The sequence below is a fragment of the Serratia sp. TSA_198.1 genome (genome assembly GCF_052686505.1).
Window position 1 is genome coordinate 1,808,832 of the sequence record NZ_JBQZFP010000001.1, and the last position, 22,170, is coordinate 1,831,001.

Here is a 22,170-nt window from a genome sequence, read left to right on the forward strand (position 1 = left end):
CGCGGGTTGCCTGCCATTCGGTGGAATATCGCTTTTTCACTGGCCCTTTCTCCATTAAAAAACTACTGAAAAGCGTTGCTTATCCTCCACCCGATCGGGTTTACTGAGTCCTCTAATAATAACCTTCCCTGCAGAATAAAAACCCATGCTTAGCCAAAATAGCCGTAACGTCCTGCCGTTAATCGGGGCGCTGTTCACGTTATATATTGTTTGGGGGTCGACCTACTTCGTGATTCGTCTGGGCGTAGAGAGCTGGCCGCCGTTGATGATGGCCGGTATCCGCTTTCTGGTCGCCGGGATCGTGCTGTTCAGTTTTCTGGCGCTGCGCGGCCATGCCCTGCCAACGCCAAAGCAGTGGCTGGCCGCCGGCACCATCGGCATTTTGCTGTTGGCGGTGGGCAACGGCCTGGTAACCGTGGCGGAGCATCAGAACGTGCCTTCCGGCATTGCCGCGGTGATGGTGGCGACGGTACCGCTGTTTACCCTGTGTTTCAGCCTGCTGTGGGGCATGCGCAATACCAAACTGGAATGGGCGGGCATTGCGCTGGGCCTGGTGGGGATCGTGCTGCTGAATACCGGCAATAACCTGGTCGGCAACCCGACCGGCGCGCTGCTCATCCTGCTGGCCTCCGCCAGTTGGGCGTTTGGATCGGTGCTGGGGTCACGCATCTCACTCCCCGCCGGGCCGATGGCCGGCGCGGCGGAAATGCTGGTCGCCGGCGTGGTGTTGCTGGCGGTCAGCCAATTGAGCGGCGAACGCCTCACGCAGATGCCCAGCGCCAAAGGCTTCTTCGCGCTGGGTTACCTGATCGTCTTCGGTTCCATGCTGGCGATCAGCGCCTACATGTTTTTGCTGAAAAACGTGCGCCCGGCGGTGGCGACCAGCTATGCCTACGTTAACCCGGTGGTGGCCGTGTTGCTCGGCATCGGTTTCGCCGGCGAGACGCTGGCACCGCGTGAATGGGCCGCGCTGGTGATTATCGTCGCGGCGGTGGTGCTGGTGACGCTGGGAAAATACCTGTTCACCCGCCCGGCAAGCCGTATAAACAGAAAATAGCCTGACTCGGGGCGAAGATATTCGCCCTTATGCCGCCGTCAACAAAGCGGCGGCAGGAAAGCCCACGGGTATAAAAATGCGTCTTGTTTCACCCGACAAAGGGTCTATAATTCCCGCTGTTCCAAACAACCTGCGAAATTATTCCTATGCTGAAAAAAGCCTTTATCATCGTTATCGCCCTGGCCGCCTTTGGTTCGTTGGGTGGCGTATTCCTGGCGGGGCTGAATATGTACACCCGTTCCACCACGCCGCTCGAAGAGAGCACTACCACCAGCGATGCCGCCGTCAGCACGGCTCCGGCGGACAGCATTCAGGCCAAGTGATGTTCCATCCAGCCCTGGCAACGTTGCTGTAAAAAGCGTTGCAACAGCCTGACGCGCTCCGACACCTGCGAACGGTGCGGACACACCAGGCTGATGGGCACCGCGTCGCTTTGCCATTCCGGCAATAGCTGCACCAAACGCCCCGCGTGAATATCCGCCACCACATCGATAGCCGATTTACGGACAATACCGTGCCCGGCCAGCGCCCAACGCCGCGCCACCTCGCCGTCGTCGGTAAAATAATGGCCGTTCACCGGCACTTCAATGCACTCATCCCCACGCCACAAGCGCCATTCGGCCTGCCTGCGCCCGCTGGGCTGATAAATCAGAATACCGTGTTGCGCCAGTTCTGCCGGCGTCTGCGGCGCGCCATACCGTTGCAGATAAGCCGGGCTGGCGCAGATTAAGCGCCGGTGCTGCGGCAAAATGGGCAGCGCCACCAGCGAAGAATCCGCCAGTTGGCCAAAGCGCAGCGCAATGTCTACCGGCTCGCGAAACAGATCGGCCTGGCGATCGTTAATCAGCAATTGCAGCTGAATATGCGGGTGCTGTAGCTTGAATTCGTCCAGCCACCCCAACAACAGGTTGCGGCCAAAATCCGACGGCGCAGAAATTTGCAGCACGCCGGAAAGCCCCTGGTGTTTCTCGCGTATCGCCTGCTCCCCTTCCGCCAACGCGCCTAACGCCAGCCGGGCGCTATCAAGATAACGCCGCCCTTCCTCCGTCAACCGCAGGCTGCGGGTGGAACGCACCAACAGCCGTACCCCCAGCCGCTGCTCCAGCCTTTTAACCGCGATGCTGGCCGCCGCCGGGGTGATATCCAGCGCGCGTGCCGCCTCTGAAAAACTGCCGCCGTCAACCGTACGAACGAACACGTCGAGATCGATAAAGGATGTCATGGAGATCCTGGCGTCATGCCTATTATTAAAAATAATTTATAAGTGTTTGCCATTTAGGCTGATTGTTCACGGATTTTCAATGCCTGATGATAGATAACATCGACATTCATGGCAATCGAGGCGCTATCATGACCATCTCTTCTTCTTCCCTGAACCGGCAAAAGCTGGTGATCCTTGGCGGTAACAGCGGTATCGGCGCGGCGGTCGCTTACGCCGCCGTGGCAAACGGTGCCAGCGTAGTGCTGGCCTCACGCCGTTCCGGGTGCATGCAACACTACCAGCCCGCCGACGGCGGCAACCTGCGGGTAATGCTGGCGGACGTCACCGACGAAAGTTCGTTGCGTGCGCTGTTCGCCGAGGTCGGCGAGTTCGATCATCTGGTGTTCACCGCCGGGCCGGTCGTCCAGGCCAAACTGCTGGCGGATACGGATTTTGACGAGGCACAGGCCAATTTTGACGTCAAACTGTGGGGTGCATTACGCGCCATTCAGGCTGCGCTGCCCACCTTGTCACCGCAAGGCTCTATCACCCTGACCTCCGGCCAGCTGTCGCGCAAATACCTCAGCGGGCAGTTGATTAAAACCGGCATCAATGCGGCGCTGGAGGCGATGGGCAAACAGTTGGCGAAAGAGCTGGCGCCGCGACGGGTCAACGTGGTCAGCCCCGGCGTTACCGTCACCGAAGCCTACGATGCCCTAGGTGCCGAACAGCGTCAGGCGATGTTCGCCAAAATCGGCGCCGGGCTGCCGGTCGGGCGCGTCGGCCAGGCGGCGGACGTGGCGGCAGGGTATCTGCTGGCAATGGAAAACGGCTTTATCACCGGCAGCGTGATTGATATCGACGGCGGTGGCCTGCTGTAAGTTTGGCAAGCGCCGCCTGGGGGAAAGCCTACAACGCCGTCACCCCCAGCGCGGCGGCCTGTCGTTCCAGTGCGGTGATTTTTTGGTACGCCGAACGGGGGACCAGCGTGAAATCGCCGATCAGCAGGCTGTCGCTCACCGCTTCCCCCACCATCGCCTTCGCTCCGGCGCGCAATATTTCCAGTTGTTCCGGCGGCGTATGCGCTGAGGTAATCAGCGGCAACCCTGGAACGACGGCCGTCCGGCCAATAATTTTCACCCCCGCCAGCGCCTGCGGTTGCGCCCGTTTGAGCAATTCCAGGCTGACGCAGTCAATGGCCGCAATGTCCGCTTCGCGGTTTTGGATCAGTTTGAGCGATTGATAATGCGCGCCGGAGGCAATGGCGGCGCGGAAGAATTTTCCGTCTTGCGCCAAAGGCGCGATCAGGGCGCGCAGGCTGTTATGGCCAGACTGCGAATCGGTGCTGTTATAGGCCGCTACCCGGCCGCGAAAATCCGCCAGACTTTCGCCCGGCTCATCATCGCGGACCACCAACCAGCTACTGTACTCCGGCCCCTCACAACCCTCGACGCGATAGTGATAAGTGCCGACCAGTTGTACCTGCGGCAGGCTGCTGACCAGCGGATAACCGCAGGTCTGGCTGAGCAAGACATCGTCCTGCTGCCAGTGCCGCGCCAAATCCTGCGGCCAACTCAGTTGCGGCGGCAGATCCGCCAGCCCCAAATCTTGAAGTTTTTCGCGCAGCACCTGCCAAAAGGCCTCGGCCGGTTGATGCGTAACGCCGTACATCGGCAAAGATACCTGCTTCATGTCCCTTACCCCACAGAAGGATCCGCCGGCGTCTGCTGACGCCAGGCGGTGAGATAGCGCACCCAGCGCTCAAACAGCATATCGGTGATGATCGCCAGCAAGGCCACCACCGCTGCGCCCTGGATCACATAGGCGGTATTGAAACCGCTCAGGCCGATGATGATCGGCGAACCCAGCGTTTTGGTGCCGACGGTGGAGGCGATCGCCGCCGTGCCGATGTTAATGATGACCGACGTGCGGATACCGGCGACAATCACCGGCGCCGCCAGCGGCAGCTCGACGCGCCACAGGATCTGCCTGGCGTTCATCCCCACCCCCTGCGCAATCTCGCGCGTGGCGCTGGGCACCGATTCGATCCCCGCCAGCGTCCCCTGCAAGATGGGCAGCAGGCCGTACAGCACCAGGGCAATAATCGCCGGCTGCTCGCTAAAGCCCATCACCGGCACGGCAACCGCCAGCACCGCCACCGGCGGGAAGGTCTGACCGACCGCCACCAGGGTTTCCACCAGCGAGCGGAACTCCTTGCCGGCCCGGCGGGTCACGCCGATCCCGGCCGCCACGCCAATCGCCACGGCGATCAGGCTGGAAACCGCCACCAGCAACAGATGCGCCCACACCAGCGAGATAAAGCTGTCTTGCTGATAGACCGGCCGGTCCAGATCGGGGAACCAGGCGGCGAACAGCCCGTGCAAATGATTCATGCCAAACACCAGCGCCAGCAGCAAAGCAAAGGTCCAGGGCAGCGGATCGCGCAGCCAGCGCGTGAAACGCTGCGCACTCATGACAGCGCCTTTTGGCTAATCAGATCGTTGAAATGCAGCACGCCGAGCGCTTCGCCCTGTTCACCCACCACCGGTAAACGTTCGCTGCCGCGCGCCACAAACACCGACAGGGCTTCCCGCAGGCTCATGGCGGCAGCGATCGGCTCACCGTCGGCACTGCCGGGACGCACGCGCTCCGCTACCGTTCCCAGCGACAGCAGCTTGATGCCGCGATCGCTGCGGCCGAAGAAATCGCGGACAAAATCGTTGGCCGGCGCGGTCAGCAGTTCCAGCGGCGTACCCTGCTGCACAATACGCCCCTGATCGAGCAATACGATGCGGTCCGCCAGCGCCAGCGCTTCGTCGATGTCGTGCGTCACCAGCACTATGGTGCGCCCGGAAAGATGATGAATGCGCGCAATCTCCGTTTGCAGCGCCGCCCGCGTCACCGGATCCAGCGCACCGAAAGGCTCATCCATCAGCAGCACCTCGGGGTCGGCGGCCAGCGCCCGCGCTACTCCAACCCGCTGCTGCTGCCCGCCGGAAAGCTGGTGCGGGTAGCGGCGGCGGAACAGATCCGGCTCCAGGTGCAACAGCTCCAGCAGTTCGGTCACCCGGTCACGGATGCGCGCCCGCGGCCATTTCAGCAGTTGCGGCACGGTGGCGATGTTCTCCTCCACCGTCCAGTGCGGGAACAGGCCAATCGACTGGATGGCATAGCCCATCCGACGGCGCAGATCCTGCGGTTTGAATTTCTGGATCTCCTCGCCGGCAAAATAAATCTTGCCCTGATCGTGCTCGATCAGCCGGTTGATCATTTTTAACGTCGTGGATTTACCGGAACCCGAGGTGCCGATCAGTACGGCAAACTCGCCCTCGGCAATCTGCAGCGTAAGGTCGTCCACCGCCGGCTTACCCTGAAAAATCTTGCTGACCTGGTTAAAGTGAATCATCGGCGTGACACTTCCAATAATGAAACCATAAATTTAAACAGCGAATCGACGATTACCGCCATCACGATCACCGGGATCACCCCCAGCAGCACCAAATCCAGCGCGCTGCTGAGCAGACCCTGGAAGACGATGGCACCAAACCCCCCGGCACCGATCAGCGCCGCCACCACCGCCATGCCGACGGTTTGCACCGCCAGAATGCGCACGCCGGTCAGAAACAGCGGTAACGCCAGCGGCAACTGCACGCGCAAGAAAATCTGCCCGCGCGTCAGGCCCATGCCGCGGGCAGACTCGATCACGCTGGCCGGCACGCTTTGCAGCCCGGCTACCACGCTGCGCACCAGCGGCAACAGGGCGTACAGCACCAGCGCAACGATCGCCGGCGCCATGCCGATACCGCTCACGCCGTGCTCCGCCAGCCAGGGTACCGCCGTCGCCAATCCGGCCAATGGCGCTATCAGCAGACCAAACAGCGCAATCGAGGGCACGGTCTGGATAATGTTCAGGGTCGAGAAGATCGGCGTTTGCCAGCGACGGGAACGAAAACACAGCACCCCGAGCGGCACGCCAATCAGCAGCGCCGGCACCAGCGTCGCCAGCAGAATGGTCAGGTGCTGCAACAGCGCGGCGTCGAATACGTCCTGCCGGTTGTAGTACTCCTTCAGCAACGAAAGCTGATCCAACTGATGCCCAAACAGCAACGCTAACGCAGGCAGCACCACCAGCAGATTGCCGAGGATACGCCACAGGTGCGAGGCAGCAAGACGGGTCATGGCGTCCGCGGCCATCAGCAGGCTCAGCGCCAACATCAACCAGCAACCGCTGCCCCAGGAGGTACGCGCCAGTTTGGAGCCTTCCTGCGCCAGTTGTTGCGCGGCATGGCCGCTCAGCCAGAAGGCCAGCGTCAGCAACGCCGAAGCGGCCAGTGCGGTGAGCAATGCGTTGCGCCTGCTCGGCGCCAACAGGCTGAGCGCCGCCAGCACCAGCATCGGTGCCAACAGCCACAACGCCGGGCCATGCAGCAGGGAGATCAGGGAAATGGGCTTGCCCGACAGCAGGCGATTGGGGGCATAACTGAGAAACGGCAGGCCAAATGCGGCCAGCAGCAACAGGATAAGCAATGTCAGTAAAACGCGGTTTTTTACGGCAATAATCAAAGAAACTCTCCGGCTCCATGTCTGGTGGGCCGTATCCCGCCCCTCTCCCAAGGGGAGAGGGGGAATATCGGCATTATCCCTTAACAAATCCTTTCTCTTTCAGATAAGCGGCCGCAACCTGTTTGGCATCCTGGCCTTCTACCGCGATCTGCGCGTTGAGTTTCTGCAGCGTCGGGCCATCCAGAGAGGCAAATACCGGCTGCAGCAGTTCGGCGATATTGGCGTGCTGTTTCAGCGCCGCCTCGCGAATAATCGGCGCCGGCGCGTAAATCGGCTGCACCCCTTTTGGATCTTCCAGCGTTTGCAGCCCCAGCGCCGCCACCGGGCCGTCGGTGCCGTAGGCCATCGCCGCATTCACGCCGGAGGTTTGCTCCGCCGCCGCCTTGATGGTCACGGCGGTATCGCCGCCGGCCAACGACAGCAGTTGATCCTGATTCAGTTTAAAGCCGTAGGCATTTTGGAACGCCGGCAAAGCATCCGGGCGCTCGATAAACTCCGCCGAAGCCGCCAGCTTGAACTTGCCGCCGCCGTTGATCCACTTGCTCAGGTCGGCCAGGGTTTTCAGGTGGTTGGCGTCCGCCACGTCCTGACGGATGGCGATGGTCCAGGTGTTGTTGGCCGGCGATGCCGCCAGCCAGACGATTTTGTTCTTGTCATAATCGAGCTTCTTCACCTTCTCGAAACCGGCCTGAGCGTTTTTCCACGCCGGATCTTTTTCATCGGAGAAGAAAAATGCGCCGTTGCCGGTGTATTCCGGGTAGACGTCAATCTCGCCGGAGGTGATCGCCCCGCGCAGCACCTTGGTGGTGCCGAGCTGCAATTTGTTGGTGGTTTTGATGCCGTTGGATTCCAGCACCTGCACGATGATGTTGCCGAGCAGCGAACCTTCGGTGTCGATTTTAGACCCGACGCGCACCGTATCGGCCGCCTGCGCCACGCCGACGCTCGCGGCGAGCAAGGTCAACGCCAGAGCAAAGAAACGTCCACGTGATGGAGTGATAGCCATACTTTTTCCTCTTGTAATGTGTTTTCCGGCTATTTGGCCAGATCGATTGGAAAATCCTGAGAAACGCGCTTCCATCGCGCAATCAATGTCTCTGCCGGCCAGGCGTCATATTCGCGCTGGTGCACCGCCGGCGTTTCACCGCCGCTGAAAGGGTGAACCTCAACGGCAACCGGGGTAAACGCGTAGTCACTCATCCATTGGCCATAGCCCTGCACCACAAATCCCTGGCTGCGCTGCCGGTACGCGCCGCGCTCCGCCAGATACACTTCCCGTAAACCGTACCACGGCAAGCCGGGCAGATCATGGTGAACTAAATGATAGTTCAGATTGAGAAACAGCAGCCGCCACGGCCACGCCGCCTCATTAATAATAGAACGTGCCTGCGGAGCTTCAACGGCGCGATGCTCAAAAAACGATCTCACCTTGGTCAGCGCCAGCGCCGGGTAACTGACGGCCAACAGGTAGAACGCCGCGCCAATGCCCTGCCGTTGCAGCCAACCCAGCACCGCCACCAACAGCAGCAGGTGCACCAGCCACATCGCCAGCGTGCGCAGTTCGCCGGCGACGATAGCCTTCAGTGCGTTGACCAACGTAGCGGCAATATCCAGCGCCGGGCCAAGCGCAATGCGCCCGACCAGCGTATTGCGTACCTTCGCCAACAGCGGAAACAGCCGTGGGAAACGCCGCCATTGGGCCTGGCTGAAATAATAGCTTTCGGGATCTTCATGCGGATCGGTCAGGTGTTCGTTGCGGTGGTGCTGAATATGCGAATCGCGATACAGACCGTAGGGATACCAGACCGCCAGCGGCAACAGGCCAAACAGCTGATTGACTCGCGGCCAGCGCGTTGGGTGGCCGTGGATAAGTTCATGTTGCAGCGACATATACCAGGTGGTCAGCAGGATCAGCAGCGGTGTGCCAAGCCACGGCCCCAGCGTCTGCCAGTACTGCACCACGCCAAACCAACCGCCGTAGACCGCAGCCATAATGCCCCAGGTCGGCAGCTCCAGCCGCCAGTACCAGCGCCGGTTAAGCTGCCGGATCCAGTTGCGCTGGGCAGAATGCAGATAGTGGCTGTGGCGTTGGGTTGAGGACATGCTGCGGCTCGCTGTAGGAAATTTTCCTCAGTATCTGCGAGCCGCTGTGGCGCTCAAAATAACGAAAGCGGTAAAGCAAAGTTAAAAATCAGCTATTTGCGTAAACGGCCTGCGGCTGACATTCAATAGGGAAATTGACCGAGTTGGCGATAAAGCACAGGTGGTGCGCTTTTTCATGCAGTTGTTGCGCCAGTTGCAGATCGTCGCCGTCCCGCACCGTTACCCGCGGGCGTAGCGTAACCGAAGTAAAAAACCCGCCGCGCTGGGCGTCTTCTCGCATGATGCCGACGGCGTTGTCCTGATAGGCCAGCACCGAAATCCCCGACGTGGCGCACAGGTGCAGATACCAAAGTTTGTGGCAGGCGCTGACTGACGCCACCAGCAGATCCTCCGGGTTCCAGCGGGCGGCGTCGCCGCGAAAGGCCGGGTCGGCGGAACCGGCAATATCCGCCTTGCCCGCGGCGCTGATGCGATGATCGCGGCCGTAAGATTTGTAATCCGGCGTACCGGCGCCCAGATTGCCTTCCCAGTTCACTTCCACGTCGTACTGATGTTCACCTTTCATTACCCGATTTTCCTTTTGCCATGCATCAAAAAACGCTAATCAAAGAAAGACCCGCGACAACTATTGGTGGAAAAAGGCCAAGGGGCAAGCGACGTTTTTATCCGGCAGCACGATAGCGACGCTTTCTCACGATCGCCGCATTTTTTATGCACGTACCATCCCTTATCATCTCTGATGATGAGCGTAAAATTACAATATAATGACCCAAAAAACATAATGAGAGGATGACCGATGCTCCACAAAATGTACCAGGTTGACGCCTTTTCTGAACGGGTGTTCGGCGGCAATCCTGCTGCGGTGCTGGTTCTTGATGATTGGTTGTCGGATAGCCTCATGCAGGCCATCGCCGCAGAAAACAATCTTGCGGAAACGGCTTTTGTTAAACCCGGCAAGGAAGGTTGGGATCTCCGATGGTTTACGCCGACCCTGGAAGTCGATTTCTGCGGCCATGCTACGCTGGCCGCTGCGCATATACTGGTAACGGAATACGGTATCGCAGGGACATTGTCGTTTTCAGCCCGCGTCGGCCAGTTGAAAGTGAACGTAATGGAAAACGGCTATCTGCTGGATTTACCCTGTATTCCCCCGGAACCTCTCTCCCAGCTTCCGGCCGCTATCGCCCCGCTGTTCAGTGAGTTGGCCGTCAGCCACTTCCGCAGTTTCGAGAATATTTTCGTGGTATTGGCAGACGAAGAGGCGGTCAGAGGTTACCAACCCGACCTCAATAAGCTGGCGGAACTCGGGCCGGTCGGCGTGGTGATCACGGCAGAAGGCAAAGACTATGATTTCGTGTCGCGCTATTTTGTCCCCGGTGCCGGTATTCCTGAAGATCCGGTCACGGGGTCGATACATGCCACCTTGGTTCCCTTCTGGGCCGCCCGCCTCGGCAAGACCCAACTTTCTGCCTATCAGGCCTCCGTACGGGGAGGCCATTTGGTGTGCGAATTAAAGGAACCCAGAGTCACGATCGAGGGCCAGGCCGTCACCTTTATGAAAGCGGAAATCAACCTGCCTGACTAACGCCGGTGCAAACCTCACCCTCGGCAAAGCCGAGTATCTGCGGGCAATAAGGCGTACTCGATTTCACTCTGCGGGGTACGCATCCCCGGCATCGGCATACTGCTGCAACCGTTCGCGCCACCATTTCGCCGCCAGGCCGGTGGCGCTTTCACGCCAGCCAAAATAGGCGACATCGCTGCAACGTTCCGCTTCGACGGTCTTTGCCACCAATTCGCCGCTTTTAAGGTAAGGCTCGGCCAGGTAGCGCGGTAGATAACCGCAGCCAAGGCCGCTAAGCTGCGCCCGCAGTTTGGCGTCGAAGCCAAAGACCGTCAGTTGGTCTTGCTCCTCGAGGATATTGAGGTTCTGCGGTGCGTTCACCCGCGAGGTATCCCGTACCACCACGGCCCGGTGCTGCCGGATATCGGCCTTCTGCAAGGGCTCTGCCAGCGCCGCCAGCGGGTGCTGCGGTGCCACGGCAAACACGTAATCCAGCCGGCCCAATTGACTGAAAGCATAGCCAACGCGCGACGGCGGTTCACAAATAGCGCCGATGATAATGTCCGCGCAGCCATAAACCAGCGATTCCCAGGAACCGGCCAGCACCTCATGACTAAAGGTCAGGCGGGTATGATGATGGCGCTGATAAAACTCTTCAATCAGCGGCAACAGCCGTTCGAACGGGAAGGATGCGTCAATGCCCAGCGTGATCTCGCTTTCCCAACCGTTTTCCACATAGCGCGCCTGCTGTTCCAGATCCTGCGCCGCCCGCAGCAGCACCCGGCCCTTTTCCAGCATCAGTTTGCCGGTATCGGTGAATTTCGCCCGGTGGCCGGAACGGTCGAGCAGGGTAACCTCGAGGTCACTCTCCAGTTTTTGCACCATATAGCTCAGCGCCGAGGGCGTTTTGAACAGCGCCGAAGCCGCCGCGGCGAAAGAGCCGTGTCGATCCAACGCATCCAAAATCAGTAACGCTTCCAGGTTTAGTCTCACCGCATTCCCCCCGTGTATAAAAAAACTCAACAAGATGGCAAAAATTCTGCGCTATCTTTGAAATTGGCCCCTGTCTACCCTGCATTTTATCGGCTTTGCATTACAGCGGTTAATTCGCAGTAGGATTGGGAAAGTAAATCATGTCTGAATTTCAATTACTTGATAAAGATAACTCCGCGCTGATTTTTATCGACCACCAGCCGCAGATGACCTTTGGCGAGGCTAATATTGATCGTCGGCTACTGAAAAACAACGTTGTCGGTTTAGCCAAAGCCGGCAAGATCTTTAACGTTCCGACGCTGTTCAGCGCGGTCGAAACCGAGCGTTTCAGCGGCGCTATTTGGCCGGAACTGCTGGCGGTTCGCCCTGAGATCGCCCCCGTTAAGCGCACCACGATGAATGTCTGGGAAGATGCCGCTTTTGTCAGGGCCGTCGAGGCCATCGGCCGCAAGAAGCTGGTGATTTCCGCGCTGTGGAACGAGGTCTCTCTGACCTGTCCGGCATTGATGGCACTGGAAGCCGGTTACGAAGTTTATGTGGTGACCGACACTTCCGGCGGCAGTGTGGTCAATGTGCATGATCGCGCTATCGACCCCATGGTCCAGGCCGGTGCCACCCCGGTGACCTGGCAGCAGGTACTGTTGGAATATCAACGTAACTGGGCGCACAAAGAAACATACGACGCGGTGATGACGCTGGTGCGTGAGCACGGCGGCACTTACGGCATGGGCGTTGACGACGCTGCCCCTCTGACGCCCCTTACACCGCTGCGAGTGATGAAATAATTGCCCGCCCCGGCCGCGCCGGGGTCTTTTTTGGAGTCGACTTAATGGTTCATCAGCAGCACGTCACGTTAGTGATCACTCATCGTCTGGCACCGGGTCAAGAGCAGGCCTACGAGGCTTGGCTGAAACGCATTATGCCGGAAGCCGCCGGCTTCGCCGGCCACCTGGGCGTTAACGTGATCCGCCCGACCGGCAGCGAGCAGGTCTATACGATATTGGTGCGTTTCGACAACATCGACAATTTGAACCAGTGGAACAACTCGCCGCTGCGCAAGAAATACATCGAAGAAGTGACGCCGCTGTTGCTGGAAGACGACCACGTAGATATTCGCCCCGGCGCGGAATTCTGGTTCACACCGCCGAGCGCCACGACACGGCCACCCGCCAAGTGGAAACAGTTTTTGATCACCCTGCTGGTGATCTTCCCCTCCACCAATCTGGTGCCCTGGTTCTGGGGCAAGCTGCTGCCGCAATTGGGGGGAACGTTGCCCGGCCATTTTCTCAATGACGCTACCGTGGTCGCCCTGGTGGTTTTCCTCTGGATGCCGATCGCGACCCGCGTCTTTCATCAATGGCTCATCCGCCATTAGGCCGTCCGGCAAGAGAGCAGCGAATAGGCATTAGCCCGGATTGACATTGAGGGGGGGATTACGCCGCCGGCGGCTTGGGGCGCGTTCGGTTGTTCATACCTGGCGTTTTAATCATATCAAGCCACCAACTTAACAGCTTATTAAGCTGGCAGCTTATGAAGTTGGTAGCTGATTAACATCCTAAACTATGGCGCTTTCAGCCTGAGTGCGCCATAACCCGCCGCCTAGTCGCGATTGATATCGAGCCAGCGGCGCTGCTCGGCGGAGGCGGCTATCGCATCCAGCACGCAGGACACTTTCCAGCCTTCCTCGAAATCCGGCCACATGCGGTCACCGGCGGCAATGCCGTTGACCAGATCGCGGATCTCCACCGTTTTCTGATCGTTAAAACCGATGCCGTGCCCGGCGCTGATGCAAAATGCCGCGTAGTCCGGGTGCTTCGGCCCCACCAGCAGCGTTTTGAAGCCCTGCCGCTCTGCCGGTTCGTCATGACGATACAGCTTCAGTTCCGCCATCCGCTCCTGGGTGTAGCTGAGCGTGCCTTTGGTGCCGGTCACCACATAGGTCAGCCCCATCTTGCGCCCGCAGGCAATGCGCGAGGTTTCGATAGTGCCCATGGCGCCGCCGGCAAAACGCACCAGCGCACTGGCCTGATCTTCGTTTTCCACGTCGTGCATCACCGCCGGGTCTTTGGCATCCGGCCGCCGTTTGATGATGGTCTGCATGTCGCCGGAGACCGCCACGATATCGCCCACCAGGTAATGCGCCATGTTGACGATGTGCGCCGCCAGATCCCCCAGCGCGCCCAATCCGGCGCTGGCCTTGCGGCAGTGCCAGTCTATCGGGGTGCGCGGATCGGCGAGATAGTCCTCATTGTGGGTGCCGTAGAAATGCACCACCTCGCCAATCTCGCCGTTGGCGATAATTTCGCGCGCCAGTTGGCTGGTCGGATTCTTCATGTAGTTGAAACCCACCAGCGTTTTAACCCCTTTGGCGCGGGCGGCCTGCACCATTTCGGCGGCATCGTTGGCGTCCAGCGCCAGCGGTTTTTCGGAATAAACATGCTTGCCGTGGCGGATCGCCTCCAGCGCCATCTCCTTGTGCAGGAAGTTTGGCGCGCAGATATCCACCACATCAATAGCCGGATCCGTCACCAACTGCCGCCAGTCGCCAGTAGAGCGTGAGAAACCAAATTCGGCGGCGCGCTGTTGCGCCAACTCCGGCGTCACTTCCGCCAGCATTTCCAGCACCAGTTCGCCTTTCAGTGGAAATACCGTGGCCGCCTGCGCATAAGCAATAGCGTGGCACCGCCCAATGTAGCCGGTGCCGATTAACCCAACGCGTACCTGTTTCATCACCTTCTCCCCTGCCGATATCCATAATATGACCGGCGCGCCGCTTAATGAAACGCGCCATCTGATACAAAGTTATATGGAATATAAATTTCAATAACAAGTCAGGAGAAAAATAAAACTCATATCCGTGATGCCGTTCATGAAACCCTGCAGGCCATGATGCAACGGCGCGATGATCGCGTTACGCTGCACCCGGCAGTGAAGAACGCACGAATAAAATGGATATTTTATTTCATATCACGGCAAACCGTTGGCGCCATACAGCAAGAACCCCGGCCGTTGCTTAAGCCGTTGCAGATACGCATTCAGCCCCGGGTAATCCGGGCGCGAGAACGGCGTCATCAACCAGCGGTTCAACGACAGCCCTATCACCACATCCGCCAGGCTAAAAGCCGCACCGGCCATATAAGCCTGGCCCTGCGCCAGGTGCTGCTCCAGTATGCCCATCAGCCGGTTCCACTCCCTTTCGGCGTCCGCCAATCGGGCCTGATCCTGATAAGCGGCATCCTGGCGCACCCGCGACATGAACACATAACGCCAGGCGTTGTTCAGATCGGTAGCCTGCCAGTCCATCCACATCTCGACCCCGGCCCGCGCCCCCGGCTCCAGCGGCAACAGGTCGTCGCGCCCTTCGCGGCCCACCAGGTAGCGGCAAATCGTATTGGATTCCCACAGCACCCGCTCGCCGTCGATCAGTACCGGCACCAGCCCGTTGGGATTCAGCGCCAAAAACGCCGCTTCCTGGGTGGAGCGAAAACCGCTGCCCCAATCCTCCCGCTGCAATGCCACATCCAGTTCATGGCAGGTCCACAGCACCTTGCGCACGTTAATCGATGACGCCTTACCCAATAACTTCAGCATGCCGTTCCCTTATTATTCCAGCCAAAAAGGTTTGCGCCCTTCCCGCCGCGCATCGGCGCGCGTCAGACCGACATCCGCCAACTGCGCATCGTCCAGCAGCAACAGCGATTTACGCGTACGGTGGCGTTGCAGGTACAAACGCCAACGGAAAAAGAGTAACCGGCTCCGCGCCGGCGTGCCATCTGCAAACAGGGTCATCATTACGTTCTCCTTCGGTTTAGCCTCGACGTTCATGATGCGGCGCGGGGGTAAAGCGGTACAGATTCAAGACGGCGGTATTTTTTCCATACAAAAGCTGTCTCTGCGTATCTGAATGGTCTAATTTAATCCCATCTGTGCCGGTATTTTTCTCATTCACTCTCATTTTGGGTATCTGTATGACACGCTATGCCACGCTGGCCGCCATCCTCAGCCAACGCATCGAACAGGGACTTTATCCCGCCGGCGATCGCCTGCCATCGGTACGCATGCTGAGCCAGGAACACGGCGTCAGCATCAGCACGGTGCAGCAGGCTTATCGCCTGTTGGAAGAGAGCCAACTGGTGGAAGCGCGGCCGAAATCGGGCTACTTCGTGCGGGGCTTGCGCACCTTAGCCGAACTGCCTGCCGTCACCCGCCCGGTGCAGCGGCCGGTGGACATTTCGCAGTGGGAACAGGTGCTGGAACTGATCCGCACCAAACCGCGTGAAGACTTGGTACAGCTGGGGCGGGGCATGCCGGATATCAGCGAACCGACGCTGAAACCGCTGGTGAAGGCGCTGGGGCATATGGGCCGCCACGGCGATCTGCGCAGCCTGTATTACGACAATATTCAGGGCGTGATGGGATTGCGTGAGCAAATCGCCCGCCTGCTGCTGGATTCCGGCTGCCAGATAAGCGCCGATCAGTTGGTGATCACCACTGGTTGCCATGAGGCGTTGTCCGCCGGGCTGCGCGCCGTGTGCCAGCCGGGGGACATTGTGGCGGTGGACTCCCCCTGTTTTCACGGCACCATGCAAACGCTGAAAGGGCTGGGCATGAAAGCGCTGGAAGTCCCTACCGATCCGCTGACCGGCATCAGCCTGGAAGCGTTGGAAATGGCGCTGGACCAGTGGCCGATCAAGGCAATTCTGCTGACGCCCAACTGCAACAACCCGCTGGGCTACATCATGCCCGAGGCGCGCAAGCAGCGGTTGCTGACGCTGGCGCAGCGCCATGATGTGGCGATCATCGAAGATGACGTCTACGGTGACATCGCTTACCAGTATCCTCGGCCGCGCACCATCAAGTCCTTCGACGACGATGGCCGCGTGCTGTTGTGCAGTTCCTTTTCCAAAACGCTGGCGCCCGGCCTGCGTATCGGCTGGATTGCCCCCGGCCGCTATCTGGAGCGCGTGCTGCACATGAAATATATCGGCACCGGATCCACCGCCACCCAACCGCAGTTGGCGATTGCCGACTTTATCCGCCACGGCCATTACCTGCAGCATCTGCGGCGCATGCGTACCCGCTATCAGCAAAACCGCGATCGGATGACCGGTTGGATCATGAAATATTTCCCGCCCGGCACCCGCGTCAGCCAGCCGCGCGGCGGTTTTATGCTGTGGATTGAGCTGGACGACGAATTTGATACCCTGCGGCTGAACCGCTATCTGGAGCAACAGGGCGTGCAGATCGCCGTCGGCAGCATTTTTTCCGCCTCCGGTAAATACCGTAACTGCCTGCGCATCAACTACGCCCCGAAACTGACGCCAGAGATTGAACAGGCGGTTAGCCGGGTCGGCAAGACCATCCAGAGGCTACTGTTGGCGCCGGTAGCCGACATCGAAAGCGCCCTGGCGCAGCGGGGTTAAAGCTTGTCGCAATCGGATTATCCGTGCCTGCCCTAACCTTTTACACTGGAATCTTTCTCAACAGGCAGCCAAAGGAATCATCATGAGCAGCGATCAAATTCCGGTTTCCGGCGCGCTGGCGGTTCGCTTCGCGGCGCTGGGGGTGGATATTGAACAGGTTAGCCAACTGGCCGGCCTTCCCGGCGGGTTGCTCAGCGACGGACGCGAAAAAGCCAGGCTTTCCACCCACCAGTATTTTGAAATCTGGCGTGCGCTCGCCAGACTGACCAATGATGCCGCATTCGGTTTACGCCTCGGCGGCGACGTGGCCCCGGAGCACTACGATATCGCCTCGGTCGCGGCGCTGCATTCCGCCACCTTGGGGGAAGCCTTGCAGAAGGTGGCCCGCTATAAGCGGCTGGTGTGCCCGGAGGAGCTGGTGCTGACGGAACACGGCCACGGCGTGCGGCTGCATACCCGCTGGCTTATGGCCGAAGGTCACGCCCCCGACCTGCTGATTGACACCATGTTTGCCTACATCACTACCCTGTGCCGCCGTGGTACCGGCATGGCGATCCAACCCCGGGCGATCGAGCTGACGCGCCGCCAGGATCCCGCTTCCCCGCTGTTGCGCTATTTTTCCTGCCCGATCCATTTCAACGCGCCGCTGGACGTGCTGGTGTTCGACCGCGCGCTGATGAAGCAGCCGTTTATTACCTATAACCAGGACAGTCTGGCCGTTTTGCTGCCCGGTCTGGAAGCCGAGCTTGCCAGGGCGCGGCAGGATGACAGCCTGCCTGCACAGGTGATGGCGATCCTCGCCCGCAGCATGCGCGGGCAACGGCCCAGCGTGAACAGCGTGGCCGCCGAACTGTACGTCAGCCCGCGTACCCTGCAACGGCGCCTGCAGCAACAGGGCTACAGCTATCAGCAATTGCTGGATAAAACCCGCCACCGCACCGCCTGCCACCTGCTGTCAGACACCGATCTGGAGCCGGGCGAGATTGCCTTCGTGCTGGGATTTGAAGAGTTGAATTCGTTCAGCCGCGCCTTTATGCAGTGGGAATCGCAAACGCCTAACCGTTGGCGCAGCCGGCGCGTGACCGCCCGTCAGGAGAACAGATAATGAGAGTGATAATTTTCGGTGCCAGCGGTATGGTCGGCCAGGGTGCGTTGCGCGAATGCCTGCTCGACCCGCAGGTCACAGAAGTGCTCAGCGTCGGCCGCAGCCCGCTGGCGCAAAGCCACGCCAAACTCAGGCAGTTGACGACGCCCGCCCTCAACGACCTGTCGGCGCTGGAACCGCAGTTCGCCGGCTATGACGCCTGTTTGTTTTGCCTCGGTATTTCGTCCTTCGGCATGAGCGAAGCCGACTATCGTGCGGTGACCTACGATCTGACGCTGGCCGCCGCCCGTCCACTGGCGCGGCTGAACCCGGCCATGACTTTTATCTACGTTTCCGGCGCCGGAACCGACAGCAGCGAACAGGGCCGCAGCATGTGGGCCAGGGTCAAGGGGGCGACCGAAAACGCCCTGCTGGCGCTGCCGTTCCATGCGGTGATGTTCCGCCCTGGCGCTATCATTCCGCTACACGGCATCCGTTCCAAAACCCGTGCTTATCATTTGCTGTATACGCTATTTAAACCGCTGTGGCTGGGTGCCTTGCGGCTGTTCCCCAAGCAGGTCACCACGACCGAAAGGATCGGGCTGGCGATGCTGGCGGTTGCGAGGCATACGACGCCGCTGCTAATCATCGAACCGGCAGAGATTAACCGGTTGGCGCTGCCATCGGCGGTATGATTCTGCTATGTTAAAGCCGCGCGTGCGGGCTGTTTGCCCGCGCTTTCGCCCCTGTGACAGAAGACAGAGATCATGCCGTCAAAGATTTTGTTCAGCGCCTGCCTGGCCGGTTTTAAAGTTCGCTATAACGGCTCCGACAAACCGCTGGTCAACGCGACCCTGCAACGCTGGCAGCGCGAAGGCCGCCTGGTGGTTTGCTGCCCGGAGTTGGCCGCCGGTTTTTCCACCCCGCGCCCCAACGCAGAAATTACCCCGGCCGCCAATGGCGCCACCGTGCTCGCCCAGCAGGCGCGAGTGATGGAGGCCGGCGGCGGCGACGTCACCGACAGCTATCTGCTTGGCGCCCATCTGGCGCTGGAAACCGCACGGCGGCACGGCTGTCGCTTTGCGCTGCTCACCGACGGCAGCCCGTCCTGCGGCAGCCAGTTCATCTACGACGGTTCTTTCAGCGGCCAGACCAAACCCGGCAGCGGCGTTACCGCCGAGTTGCTGCGCCGGCATGGCATTGAAGTGTTTTCCGATCGCCAGCTCGCGGCGCTGATCGCCCGGGTTGAGACGGTGGAGCAGACCTAGCGGCGCAGATACGCCGCCAACCGCAGCTGCAGGTGCGAAATGCCCTGCGGATGGGCGATAAAGCGGTCGATGGCCATCATCTGCCAGCATTGCCCCTCATCGCCAAAGCGGATGGCGGCAATTTGCGCCTGCGTGATTTCGCCCACCATAAACCAGGTGGGCGGATAGCCGGCCAGAATGCCGTCATAGCGCTGTTGCCAGTTCACCTGCCGGGCGTCAATGCGCAGGCCAAATTCCTCGAAGGTTTCACGTTGCACGCATTGCAGCGGCGTTTCATCGCCCTCACGCCCGCCGCCGGGCAGATCCCAGCAGCCGGGCCAGGGGATATCGGTTTTGTCGTCACGCCGATAGGTCAGCAGGCTATCGCCGCACAGCAGCGCGATTTTGGCGCCGCCGAAGCTGTCGTTGTCCATTAGGCCTCATGATTATCCGCCCCGTTTGCCAATCATCTTACCTCATCCTTCTGCCCGCTGGTGTATAGTGAAAATCCGTTTTCACAACAGGCGAACAATAGCGATGAACTCTCCGTTTCTGGTTACTCCACAATGGCTTGCGCAGCATATCAACGATGAAGATCTGGTGGTGGTTGATGTCAGGATGTCCCCGGTCGGCCTGGTGCCGAAAAAGGATATGATCGCCGAGTTCGAACGCGGCCATATCCCGGGGGCGGTGTATTTTGATATCGACGACGTAGCCGACAAAAACACCGCCCTGCCGCACATGTTGCCGACGGCGGAAGCATTCAGCGCGGCGGCAGGCAAGCTGGGCATCAACGATAAGCACACCATCGTGTTTTATGACGAGGGCAATCAGTTTTCCGCACCGCGCGGCTGGTGGACCTTCCGCAACTTTGGCGCGCAGCGGGTTTACGTGCTGGACGAAGGCCTGAACGGCTGGAGCGCATTGGGCCAGGCACTGGAAACCGGCCCGGCACAGCCTGAACCTCAAACCTTTAACGCCCGCTTCAACGCCGACGCAGTCGTGAATATGCAACAGGTGGAGCAGGCGCTGAACACGGAAGTACAGATTTTGGACGCCCGCGCCGCGCCGCGTTTTTACGCCCAAGCGCCAGAACCGCGCCCAGGACTGCACCGCGGCCATATCCCCGGCAGCATCAATATTCCTTATGGCGAGCTGCTGGAAAACGGCCGCTTCAAATCGCTGGAAGCGCTGAAGAAAACCTTCAGCGATAAAGGGGTGGACATCAACGGGCCGATCGTCACCAGCTGCGGCTCCGGCGTCACCGCCGCGGTGCTGGCGTTTGGCCTGCTGTCGCTCGATGCCCCGCAGGTGAAGCTGTATGACGGCGCCTGGACCGAATGGGGTGCGCTGAGCGGCAACCAACCGATCGAACAGGACTAGCCGTCGATCCGTTCGGCCACGATCTGCGCCAGCCGTCCAATAGCCGCAGAGGGGTTTTCTTCGGCGCGGTGCAATACCACGCCGATGTGACTGAGCGCCGGCAAAGCGCCGGGGGCGAGGCAGAGTAATCCCGAAGGCAGCCCGGCGTCGGTACGCACCGTGACCCCCAGCCCGGCGCTGACCGCCGCCCAGACGCCGTTCAGGCTGCGGCTGGTGAAGGCGATACGCCACGCGATACCGGCGCGATCCAGCGCGTTGGTGGCCGCACTGCGCATCAGGCAGGGGGCGTCGAACATCACCAGCGGCAAGGGTTCATCGCCACCCTGCCACTGGCTCAGATCAAAGTTCGGCGAGGCGATCCAGTGCATCTTGCGCTGGCCTAAATCCTGCTGAAACGGCGTGCTGATGCCGCCGTCCCACGCCAGTGACAAATCCAGTTGCCCTTTTAGCACCCAGTCAATCAATTCGGCGTTGCGGGCAATACGCGCCTCTATGCGCACCTTCGGATGGGCACGGGTAAAACTGCCCAGCACCTGGGGCAAAAAGGTTTCACCGAAGTCTTCCTGCAACCCAAGCCGCACGGTTCCTTGCAAATCCAGCCCGCGCACCGCAGCGGCAGCCTCGTCGTTCAGTTCCAGCAGCCGACGGGCGTAGCCCAGCAGCGTTTCACCGGCCTCGGTCATCACCATACCCCGCCCGGATTTTCGCAAGATCGGCGCGCCGATCTGCTGCTCCAGTTTTTTCAGGTGTGCGCTAACCGCCGAGGTCGATCGCCCCAACCGTTCCGCCGCCCTGGCGAAGCTGCCCAACTCAATGCCGGTAACGTAACTGCGCAGATCGTCGAGATCGAAGGTGACTCGCCCCATGCTGACCATCCCGTTTTCAAGAACCATTAATCAAAATAATGCCGATTTTACTGATAAAGATGGCGTGTCATGCTCGCCGGGTCAATGCCTTTCAGGAGAATCATCATGCTTGCCATGCAATACAACTTCGCTCTGCCCGCCGATTACGATATGGCGATTATCCGCGAGCGCATCGGCCGTTTTGGCCACCTGCTGGATAACTGCCCGCAGTTATTGATTAAAGCCTATCTCTATGCGCAGAAAGGTGAGCACAGCGGCGAAAATCTCTATGCACCGTTTTATCTGTGGAACAGCAGCGCCGGCATGAGCGATTTTCTGACCGGCGACGGCTTCAGGGGCGTAAGCCAGGCCTTTGGCTGGCCGCAGGTGACCCATTGGTTACCGTGGCTGGCACATTTTGACCGCCAAAGGCTCGCCGAAGCCACCTGCGCCACGCGTCAAACGCTGCCGATTGCGCCTTACAGCGATCTGGCTGCGTTGCGCCGCCAGCAGCAGGCCGATCCCGCCGCCCTGGCCAGTATAGTGGCGTTTGATCCCGCTGCCTGGCAGCTGGTGCGGCTGCATCTGTGGCGGGAACTGCCGCCGGCGCAGGAACCCGGCACCCAATGCTACCGGGTTGGCCACCTTTCCGCCCCCTTTGACCACACAGCACCGCGGGTTGACATCCAGACTTGATATTGATAATC

Annotated in this window: 26 protein-coding genes; 12 read left to right on the forward strand and 14 right to left on the reverse strand. The window is 60.0% G+C overall.

Annotation, left to right across the window (positions count from 1 at the left end):
• Positions 1-145: 145 nt before the first annotated feature.
• Both yedA and ACUTSW_RS08605 read left to right on the forward strand, forming a co-directional pair.
• Positions 146-1,057 (forward strand): drug/metabolite exporter YedA, encoded by a 912-nt coding sequence (gene yedA / locus ACUTSW_RS08600; protein WP_063201544.1) that lies wholly within the window; start codon positions 146-148, stop codon positions 1,055-1,057.
• A gap of 146 nt (positions 1,058-1,203) precedes the next feature.
• A complete protein-coding gene (locus ACUTSW_RS08605; RefSeq protein WP_006324305.1) occupies positions 1,204-1,380 on the forward strand; it encodes a hypothetical protein in 177 nt (58 codons plus the stop codon).
• On the opposite strand, the gene ACUTSW_RS08610 is transcribed toward ACUTSW_RS08605, so the two are convergent.
• Positions 1,368-2,279, reverse strand: a complete 912-nt coding sequence (locus ACUTSW_RS08610) for a LysR family transcriptional regulator (protein WP_445584163.1) — start codon at positions 2,277-2,279, stop codon at positions 1,368-1,370. The genes ACUTSW_RS08605 and ACUTSW_RS08610 overlap by 13 nt on opposite strands.
• 128 nt (positions 2,280-2,407) lie before the next feature.
• Between ACUTSW_RS08610 and ACUTSW_RS08615 the strand changes: the two genes are divergently transcribed.
• A complete protein-coding gene (locus ACUTSW_RS08615; protein ID WP_445584164.1) occupies positions 2,408-3,139 on the forward strand; it encodes an SDR family oxidoreductase in 732 nt (243 codons plus the stop codon).
• 28 nt (positions 3,140-3,167) lie between these two features.
• Here ACUTSW_RS08615 and ACUTSW_RS08620 read toward each other — a convergent pair whose 3' ends face one another.
• The 7 genes from ACUTSW_RS08620 to ACUTSW_RS08650 form a co-directional block, all read right to left on the reverse strand.
• Positions 3,168-3,950 (reverse strand): phosphate/phosphite/phosphonate ABC transporter substrate-binding protein, encoded by a 783-nt coding sequence (locus ACUTSW_RS08620; protein ID WP_445584165.1) that lies wholly within the window; start codon positions 3,948-3,950, stop codon positions 3,168-3,170.
• Positions 3,951-3,955: 5 nt separating this feature from the next.
• Positions 3,956-4,732: an ABC transporter permease gene (locus ACUTSW_RS08625; protein ID WP_062870118.1), complete on the reverse strand. Its 777-nt coding sequence runs from the start codon at positions 4,730-4,732 to the stop codon at positions 3,956-3,958.
• Positions 4,729-5,664 (reverse strand): ABC transporter ATP-binding protein, encoded by a 936-nt coding sequence (locus ACUTSW_RS08630; RefSeq protein WP_063201557.1) that lies wholly within the window; start codon positions 5,662-5,664, stop codon positions 4,729-4,731. Before ACUTSW_RS08630 ends, ACUTSW_RS08625 begins: the two co-directional genes overlap by 4 nt.
• Positions 5,661-6,821: an ABC transporter permease gene (locus tag ACUTSW_RS08635; protein ID WP_445584166.1), complete on the reverse strand. Its 1,161-nt coding sequence runs from the start codon at positions 6,819-6,821 to the stop codon at positions 5,661-5,663. Before ACUTSW_RS08635 ends, ACUTSW_RS08630 begins: the two co-directional genes overlap by 4 nt.
• A gap of 73 nt (positions 6,822-6,894) precedes the next feature.
• Positions 6,895-7,827 carry a glycine betaine ABC transporter substrate-binding protein OsmF gene (gene osmF / locus ACUTSW_RS08640; RefSeq protein ID WP_004942154.1) on the reverse strand — a complete coding sequence of 311 codons (933 nt, stop codon included), beginning with the start codon at positions 7,825-7,827 and terminating at the stop codon, positions 6,895-6,897.
• A gap of 29 nt (positions 7,828-7,856) precedes the next feature.
• Entirely contained in the window at positions 7,857-8,924 is a 1,068-nt protein-coding gene (locus tag ACUTSW_RS08645) for a fatty acid desaturase (RefSeq protein WP_445584167.1), read from the reverse strand.
• Between the two features lie 88 nt (positions 8,925-9,012).
• On the reverse strand, positions 9,013-9,489 hold the full coding sequence (locus ACUTSW_RS08650) for an OsmC family protein (protein ID WP_004942150.1): 477 nt from the start codon (positions 9,487-9,489) through the stop codon (positions 9,013-9,015).
• A 231-nt stretch (positions 9,490-9,720) separates the two neighbouring features.
• On the opposite strand from ACUTSW_RS08650, the gene ACUTSW_RS08655 reads away from it, so the two are divergent.
• Complete coding sequence (locus ACUTSW_RS08655; RefSeq protein WP_445584168.1) at positions 9,721-10,509, forward strand: PhzF family phenazine biosynthesis protein; 789 nt, start codon at positions 9,721-9,723, stop codon at positions 10,507-10,509.
• Positions 10,510-10,572: 63 nt separating this feature from the next.
• Here ACUTSW_RS08655 and ACUTSW_RS08660 read toward each other — a convergent pair whose 3' ends face one another.
• On the reverse strand, positions 10,573-11,481 hold the full coding sequence (locus ACUTSW_RS08660) for a LysR family transcriptional regulator (protein ID WP_445584169.1): 909 nt from the start codon (positions 11,479-11,481) through the stop codon (positions 10,573-10,575).
• Between the two features lie 140 nt (positions 11,482-11,621).
• On the opposite strand from ACUTSW_RS08660, the gene ACUTSW_RS08665 reads away from it, so the two are divergent.
• Both ACUTSW_RS08665 and ACUTSW_RS08670 read left to right on the forward strand, forming a co-directional pair.
• A complete protein-coding gene (locus ACUTSW_RS08665) occupies positions 11,622-12,266 on the forward strand; it encodes an isochorismatase family protein (protein ID WP_445584170.1) in 645 nt (214 codons plus the stop codon).
• Between the two features lie 44 nt (positions 12,267-12,310).
• Positions 12,311-12,856, forward strand: coding sequence for an antibiotic biosynthesis monooxygenase (locus ACUTSW_RS08670; RefSeq protein WP_445584171.1), 546 nt, complete (start codon positions 12,311-12,313; stop codon positions 12,854-12,856).
• Positions 12,857-13,080: 224 nt separating this feature from the next.
• Here ACUTSW_RS08670 and ACUTSW_RS08675 read toward each other — a convergent pair whose 3' ends face one another.
• The 3 genes from ACUTSW_RS08675 to ACUTSW_RS08685 all read right to left on the reverse strand — a co-directional run bounded on the left by ACUTSW_RS08675 (position 13,081) and on the right by ACUTSW_RS08685 (position 15,273).
• Positions 13,081-14,211, reverse strand: coding sequence for a Gfo/Idh/MocA family protein (locus ACUTSW_RS08675; RefSeq protein WP_445584172.1), 1,131 nt, complete (start codon positions 14,209-14,211; stop codon positions 13,081-13,083).
• Positions 14,212-14,448: 237 nt separating this feature from the next.
• Positions 14,449-15,072, reverse strand: coding sequence for a glutathione S-transferase family protein (locus tag ACUTSW_RS08680; RefSeq protein ID WP_445584173.1), 624 nt, complete (start codon positions 15,070-15,072; stop codon positions 14,449-14,451).
• Between the two features lie 12 nt (positions 15,073-15,084).
• Positions 15,085-15,273, reverse strand: coding sequence for a DUF1127 domain-containing protein (locus ACUTSW_RS08685; RefSeq protein WP_445584174.1), 189 nt, complete (start codon positions 15,271-15,273; stop codon positions 15,085-15,087).
• Positions 15,274-15,449: 176 nt separating this feature from the next.
• Here ACUTSW_RS08685 and ACUTSW_RS08690 point away from each other — a divergent pair, with 176 nt between their 5' ends.
• From ACUTSW_RS08690 to ACUTSW_RS08705, 4 genes are all read left to right on the forward strand, one after another.
• Positions 15,450-16,904 (forward strand): PLP-dependent aminotransferase family protein, encoded by a 1,455-nt coding sequence (locus ACUTSW_RS08690; protein ID WP_434462657.1) that lies wholly within the window; start codon positions 15,450-15,452, stop codon positions 16,902-16,904.
• 82 nt (positions 16,905-16,986) lie between these two features.
• A complete protein-coding gene (locus ACUTSW_RS08695; protein ID WP_445584175.1) occupies positions 16,987-18,009 on the forward strand; it encodes an AraC family transcriptional regulator in 1,023 nt (340 codons plus the stop codon).
• Positions 18,009-18,683, forward strand: coding sequence for an epimerase (locus tag ACUTSW_RS08700; protein WP_445584176.1), 675 nt, complete (start codon positions 18,009-18,011; stop codon positions 18,681-18,683). Before ACUTSW_RS08695 ends, ACUTSW_RS08700 begins: the two co-directional genes overlap by 1 nt.
• A 72-nt stretch (positions 18,684-18,755) precedes the next feature.
• Positions 18,756-19,256, forward strand: a complete 501-nt coding sequence (locus ACUTSW_RS08705) for a DUF523 domain-containing protein (protein ID WP_445584177.1) — start codon at positions 18,756-18,758, stop codon at positions 19,254-19,256.
• Here ACUTSW_RS08705 and ACUTSW_RS08710 read toward each other — a convergent pair.
• Positions 19,253-19,669: an NUDIX hydrolase gene (locus ACUTSW_RS08710; RefSeq protein ID WP_445584178.1), complete on the reverse strand. Its 417-nt coding sequence runs from the start codon at positions 19,667-19,669 to the stop codon at positions 19,253-19,255. The genes ACUTSW_RS08705 and ACUTSW_RS08710 overlap by 4 nt on opposite strands.
• A gap of 103 nt (positions 19,670-19,772) precedes the next feature.
• Between ACUTSW_RS08710 and sseA the strand changes: the two genes are divergently transcribed.
• The gene (sseA, locus tag ACUTSW_RS08715; protein ID WP_445584179.1) at positions 19,773-20,618 is read left to right on the forward strand and encodes a 3-mercaptopyruvate sulfurtransferase; all 846 of its coding nucleotides are present in this window, start codon (positions 19,773-19,775) and stop codon (positions 20,616-20,618) included.
• On the opposite strand, the gene ACUTSW_RS08720 is transcribed toward sseA, so the two are convergent.
• Positions 20,615-21,484: a LysR substrate-binding domain-containing protein gene (locus tag ACUTSW_RS08720; RefSeq protein ID WP_445584180.1), complete on the reverse strand. Its 870-nt coding sequence runs from the start codon at positions 21,482-21,484 to the stop codon at positions 20,615-20,617. The two genes, sseA and ACUTSW_RS08720, sit on opposite strands and share 4 nt — an antisense overlap.
• A gap of 105 nt (positions 21,485-21,589) precedes the next feature.
• Here ACUTSW_RS08720 and ACUTSW_RS08725 point away from each other — a divergent pair, with 105 nt between their 5' ends.
• On the forward strand, positions 21,590-22,159 hold the full coding sequence (locus ACUTSW_RS08725) for a DUF4865 family protein (protein WP_445584181.1): 570 nt from the start codon (positions 21,590-21,592) through the stop codon (positions 22,157-22,159).
• Positions 22,160-22,170: the final 11 nt, after the last annotated feature.

Bases quoted from the DNA above. Each gene is read 5' to 3' on its own strand.
- ACUTSW_RS08695 (WP_445584175.1), top strand. From the start codon at position 16,987: ATGAGCAGCGATCAAATTCCGGTTTCCGGCGCGCTGGCGGTTCGCTTC.
- ACUTSW_RS08670 (WP_445584171.1), top strand. From the start codon at position 12,311: ATGGTTCATCAGCAGCACGTCACGTTAGTGATCACTCATCGTCTGGCA.
- ACUTSW_RS08625 (WP_062870118.1), bottom strand. From the start codon at position 4,732: ATGAGTGCGCAGCGTTTCACGCGCTGGCTGCGCGATCCGCTGCCCTGG.
- ACUTSW_RS08630 (WP_063201557.1), bottom strand. From the start codon at position 5,664: ATGATTCACTTTAACCAGGTCAGCAAGATTTTTCAGGGTAAGCCGGCG.
- ACUTSW_RS08645 (WP_445584167.1), bottom strand. From the start codon at position 8,924: ATGTCCTCAACCCAACGCCACAGCCACTATCTGCATTCTGCCCAGCGC.
- ACUTSW_RS08700 (WP_445584176.1), top strand. From the start codon at position 18,009: ATGAGAGTGATAATTTTCGGTGCCAGCGGTATGGTCGGCCAGGGTGCG.
- ACUTSW_RS08605 (WP_006324305.1), top strand. From the start codon at position 1,204: ATGCTGAAAAAAGCCTTTATCATCGTTATCGCCCTGGCCGCCTTTGGT.
- ACUTSW_RS08650 (WP_004942150.1), bottom strand. From the start codon at position 9,489: ATGAAAGGTGAACATCAGTACGACGTGGAAGTGAACTGGGAAGGCAAT.
- ACUTSW_RS08685 (WP_445584174.1), bottom strand. From the start codon at position 15,273: ATGATGACCCTGTTTGCAGATGGCACGCCGGCGCGGAGCCGGTTACTC.
- ACUTSW_RS08725 (WP_445584181.1), top strand. From the start codon at position 21,590: ATGCTTGCCATGCAATACAACTTCGCTCTGCCCGCCGATTACGATATG.
- ACUTSW_RS08720 (WP_445584180.1), bottom strand. From the start codon at position 21,484: ATGGGGCGAGTCACCTTCGATCTCGACGATCTGCGCAGTTACGTTACC.
- ACUTSW_RS08620 (WP_445584165.1), bottom strand. From the start codon at position 3,950: ATGAAGCAGGTATCTTTGCCGATGTACGGCGTTACGCATCAACCGGCC.
- ACUTSW_RS08615 (WP_445584164.1), top strand. From the start codon at position 2,408: ATGACCATCTCTTCTTCTTCCCTGAACCGGCAAAAGCTGGTGATCCTT.
- ACUTSW_RS08655 (WP_445584168.1), top strand. From the start codon at position 9,721: ATGCTCCACAAAATGTACCAGGTTGACGCCTTTTCTGAACGGGTGTTC.
- ACUTSW_RS08690 (WP_434462657.1), top strand. From the start codon at position 15,450: ATGACACGCTATGCCACGCTGGCCGCCATCCTCAGCCAACGCATCGAA.
- ACUTSW_RS08610 (WP_445584163.1), bottom strand. From the start codon at position 2,279: ATGACATCCTTTATCGATCTCGACGTGTTCGTTCGTACGGTTGACGGC.
- ACUTSW_RS08675 (WP_445584172.1), bottom strand. From the start codon at position 14,211: ATGAAACAGGTACGCGTTGGGTTAATCGGCACCGGCTACATTGGGCGG.
- osmF (WP_004942154.1), bottom strand. From the start codon at position 7,827: ATGGCTATCACTCCATCACGTGGACGTTTCTTTGCTCTGGCGTTGACC.
- yedA (WP_063201544.1), top strand. From the start codon at position 146: ATGCTTAGCCAAAATAGCCGTAACGTCCTGCCGTTAATCGGGGCGCTG.
- ACUTSW_RS08710 (WP_445584178.1), bottom strand. From the start codon at position 19,669: ATGGACAACGACAGCTTCGGCGGCGCCAAAATCGCGCTGCTGTGCGGC.
- ACUTSW_RS08680 (WP_445584173.1), bottom strand. From the start codon at position 15,072: ATGCTGAAGTTATTGGGTAAGGCGTCATCGATTAACGTGCGCAAGGTG.
- sseA (WP_445584179.1), top strand. From the start codon at position 19,773: ATGAACTCTCCGTTTCTGGTTACTCCACAATGGCTTGCGCAGCATATC.
- ACUTSW_RS08665 (WP_445584170.1), top strand. From the start codon at position 11,622: ATGTCTGAATTTCAATTACTTGATAAAGATAACTCCGCGCTGATTTTT.
- ACUTSW_RS08705 (WP_445584177.1), top strand. From the start codon at position 18,756: ATGCCGTCAAAGATTTTGTTCAGCGCCTGCCTGGCCGGTTTTAAAGTT.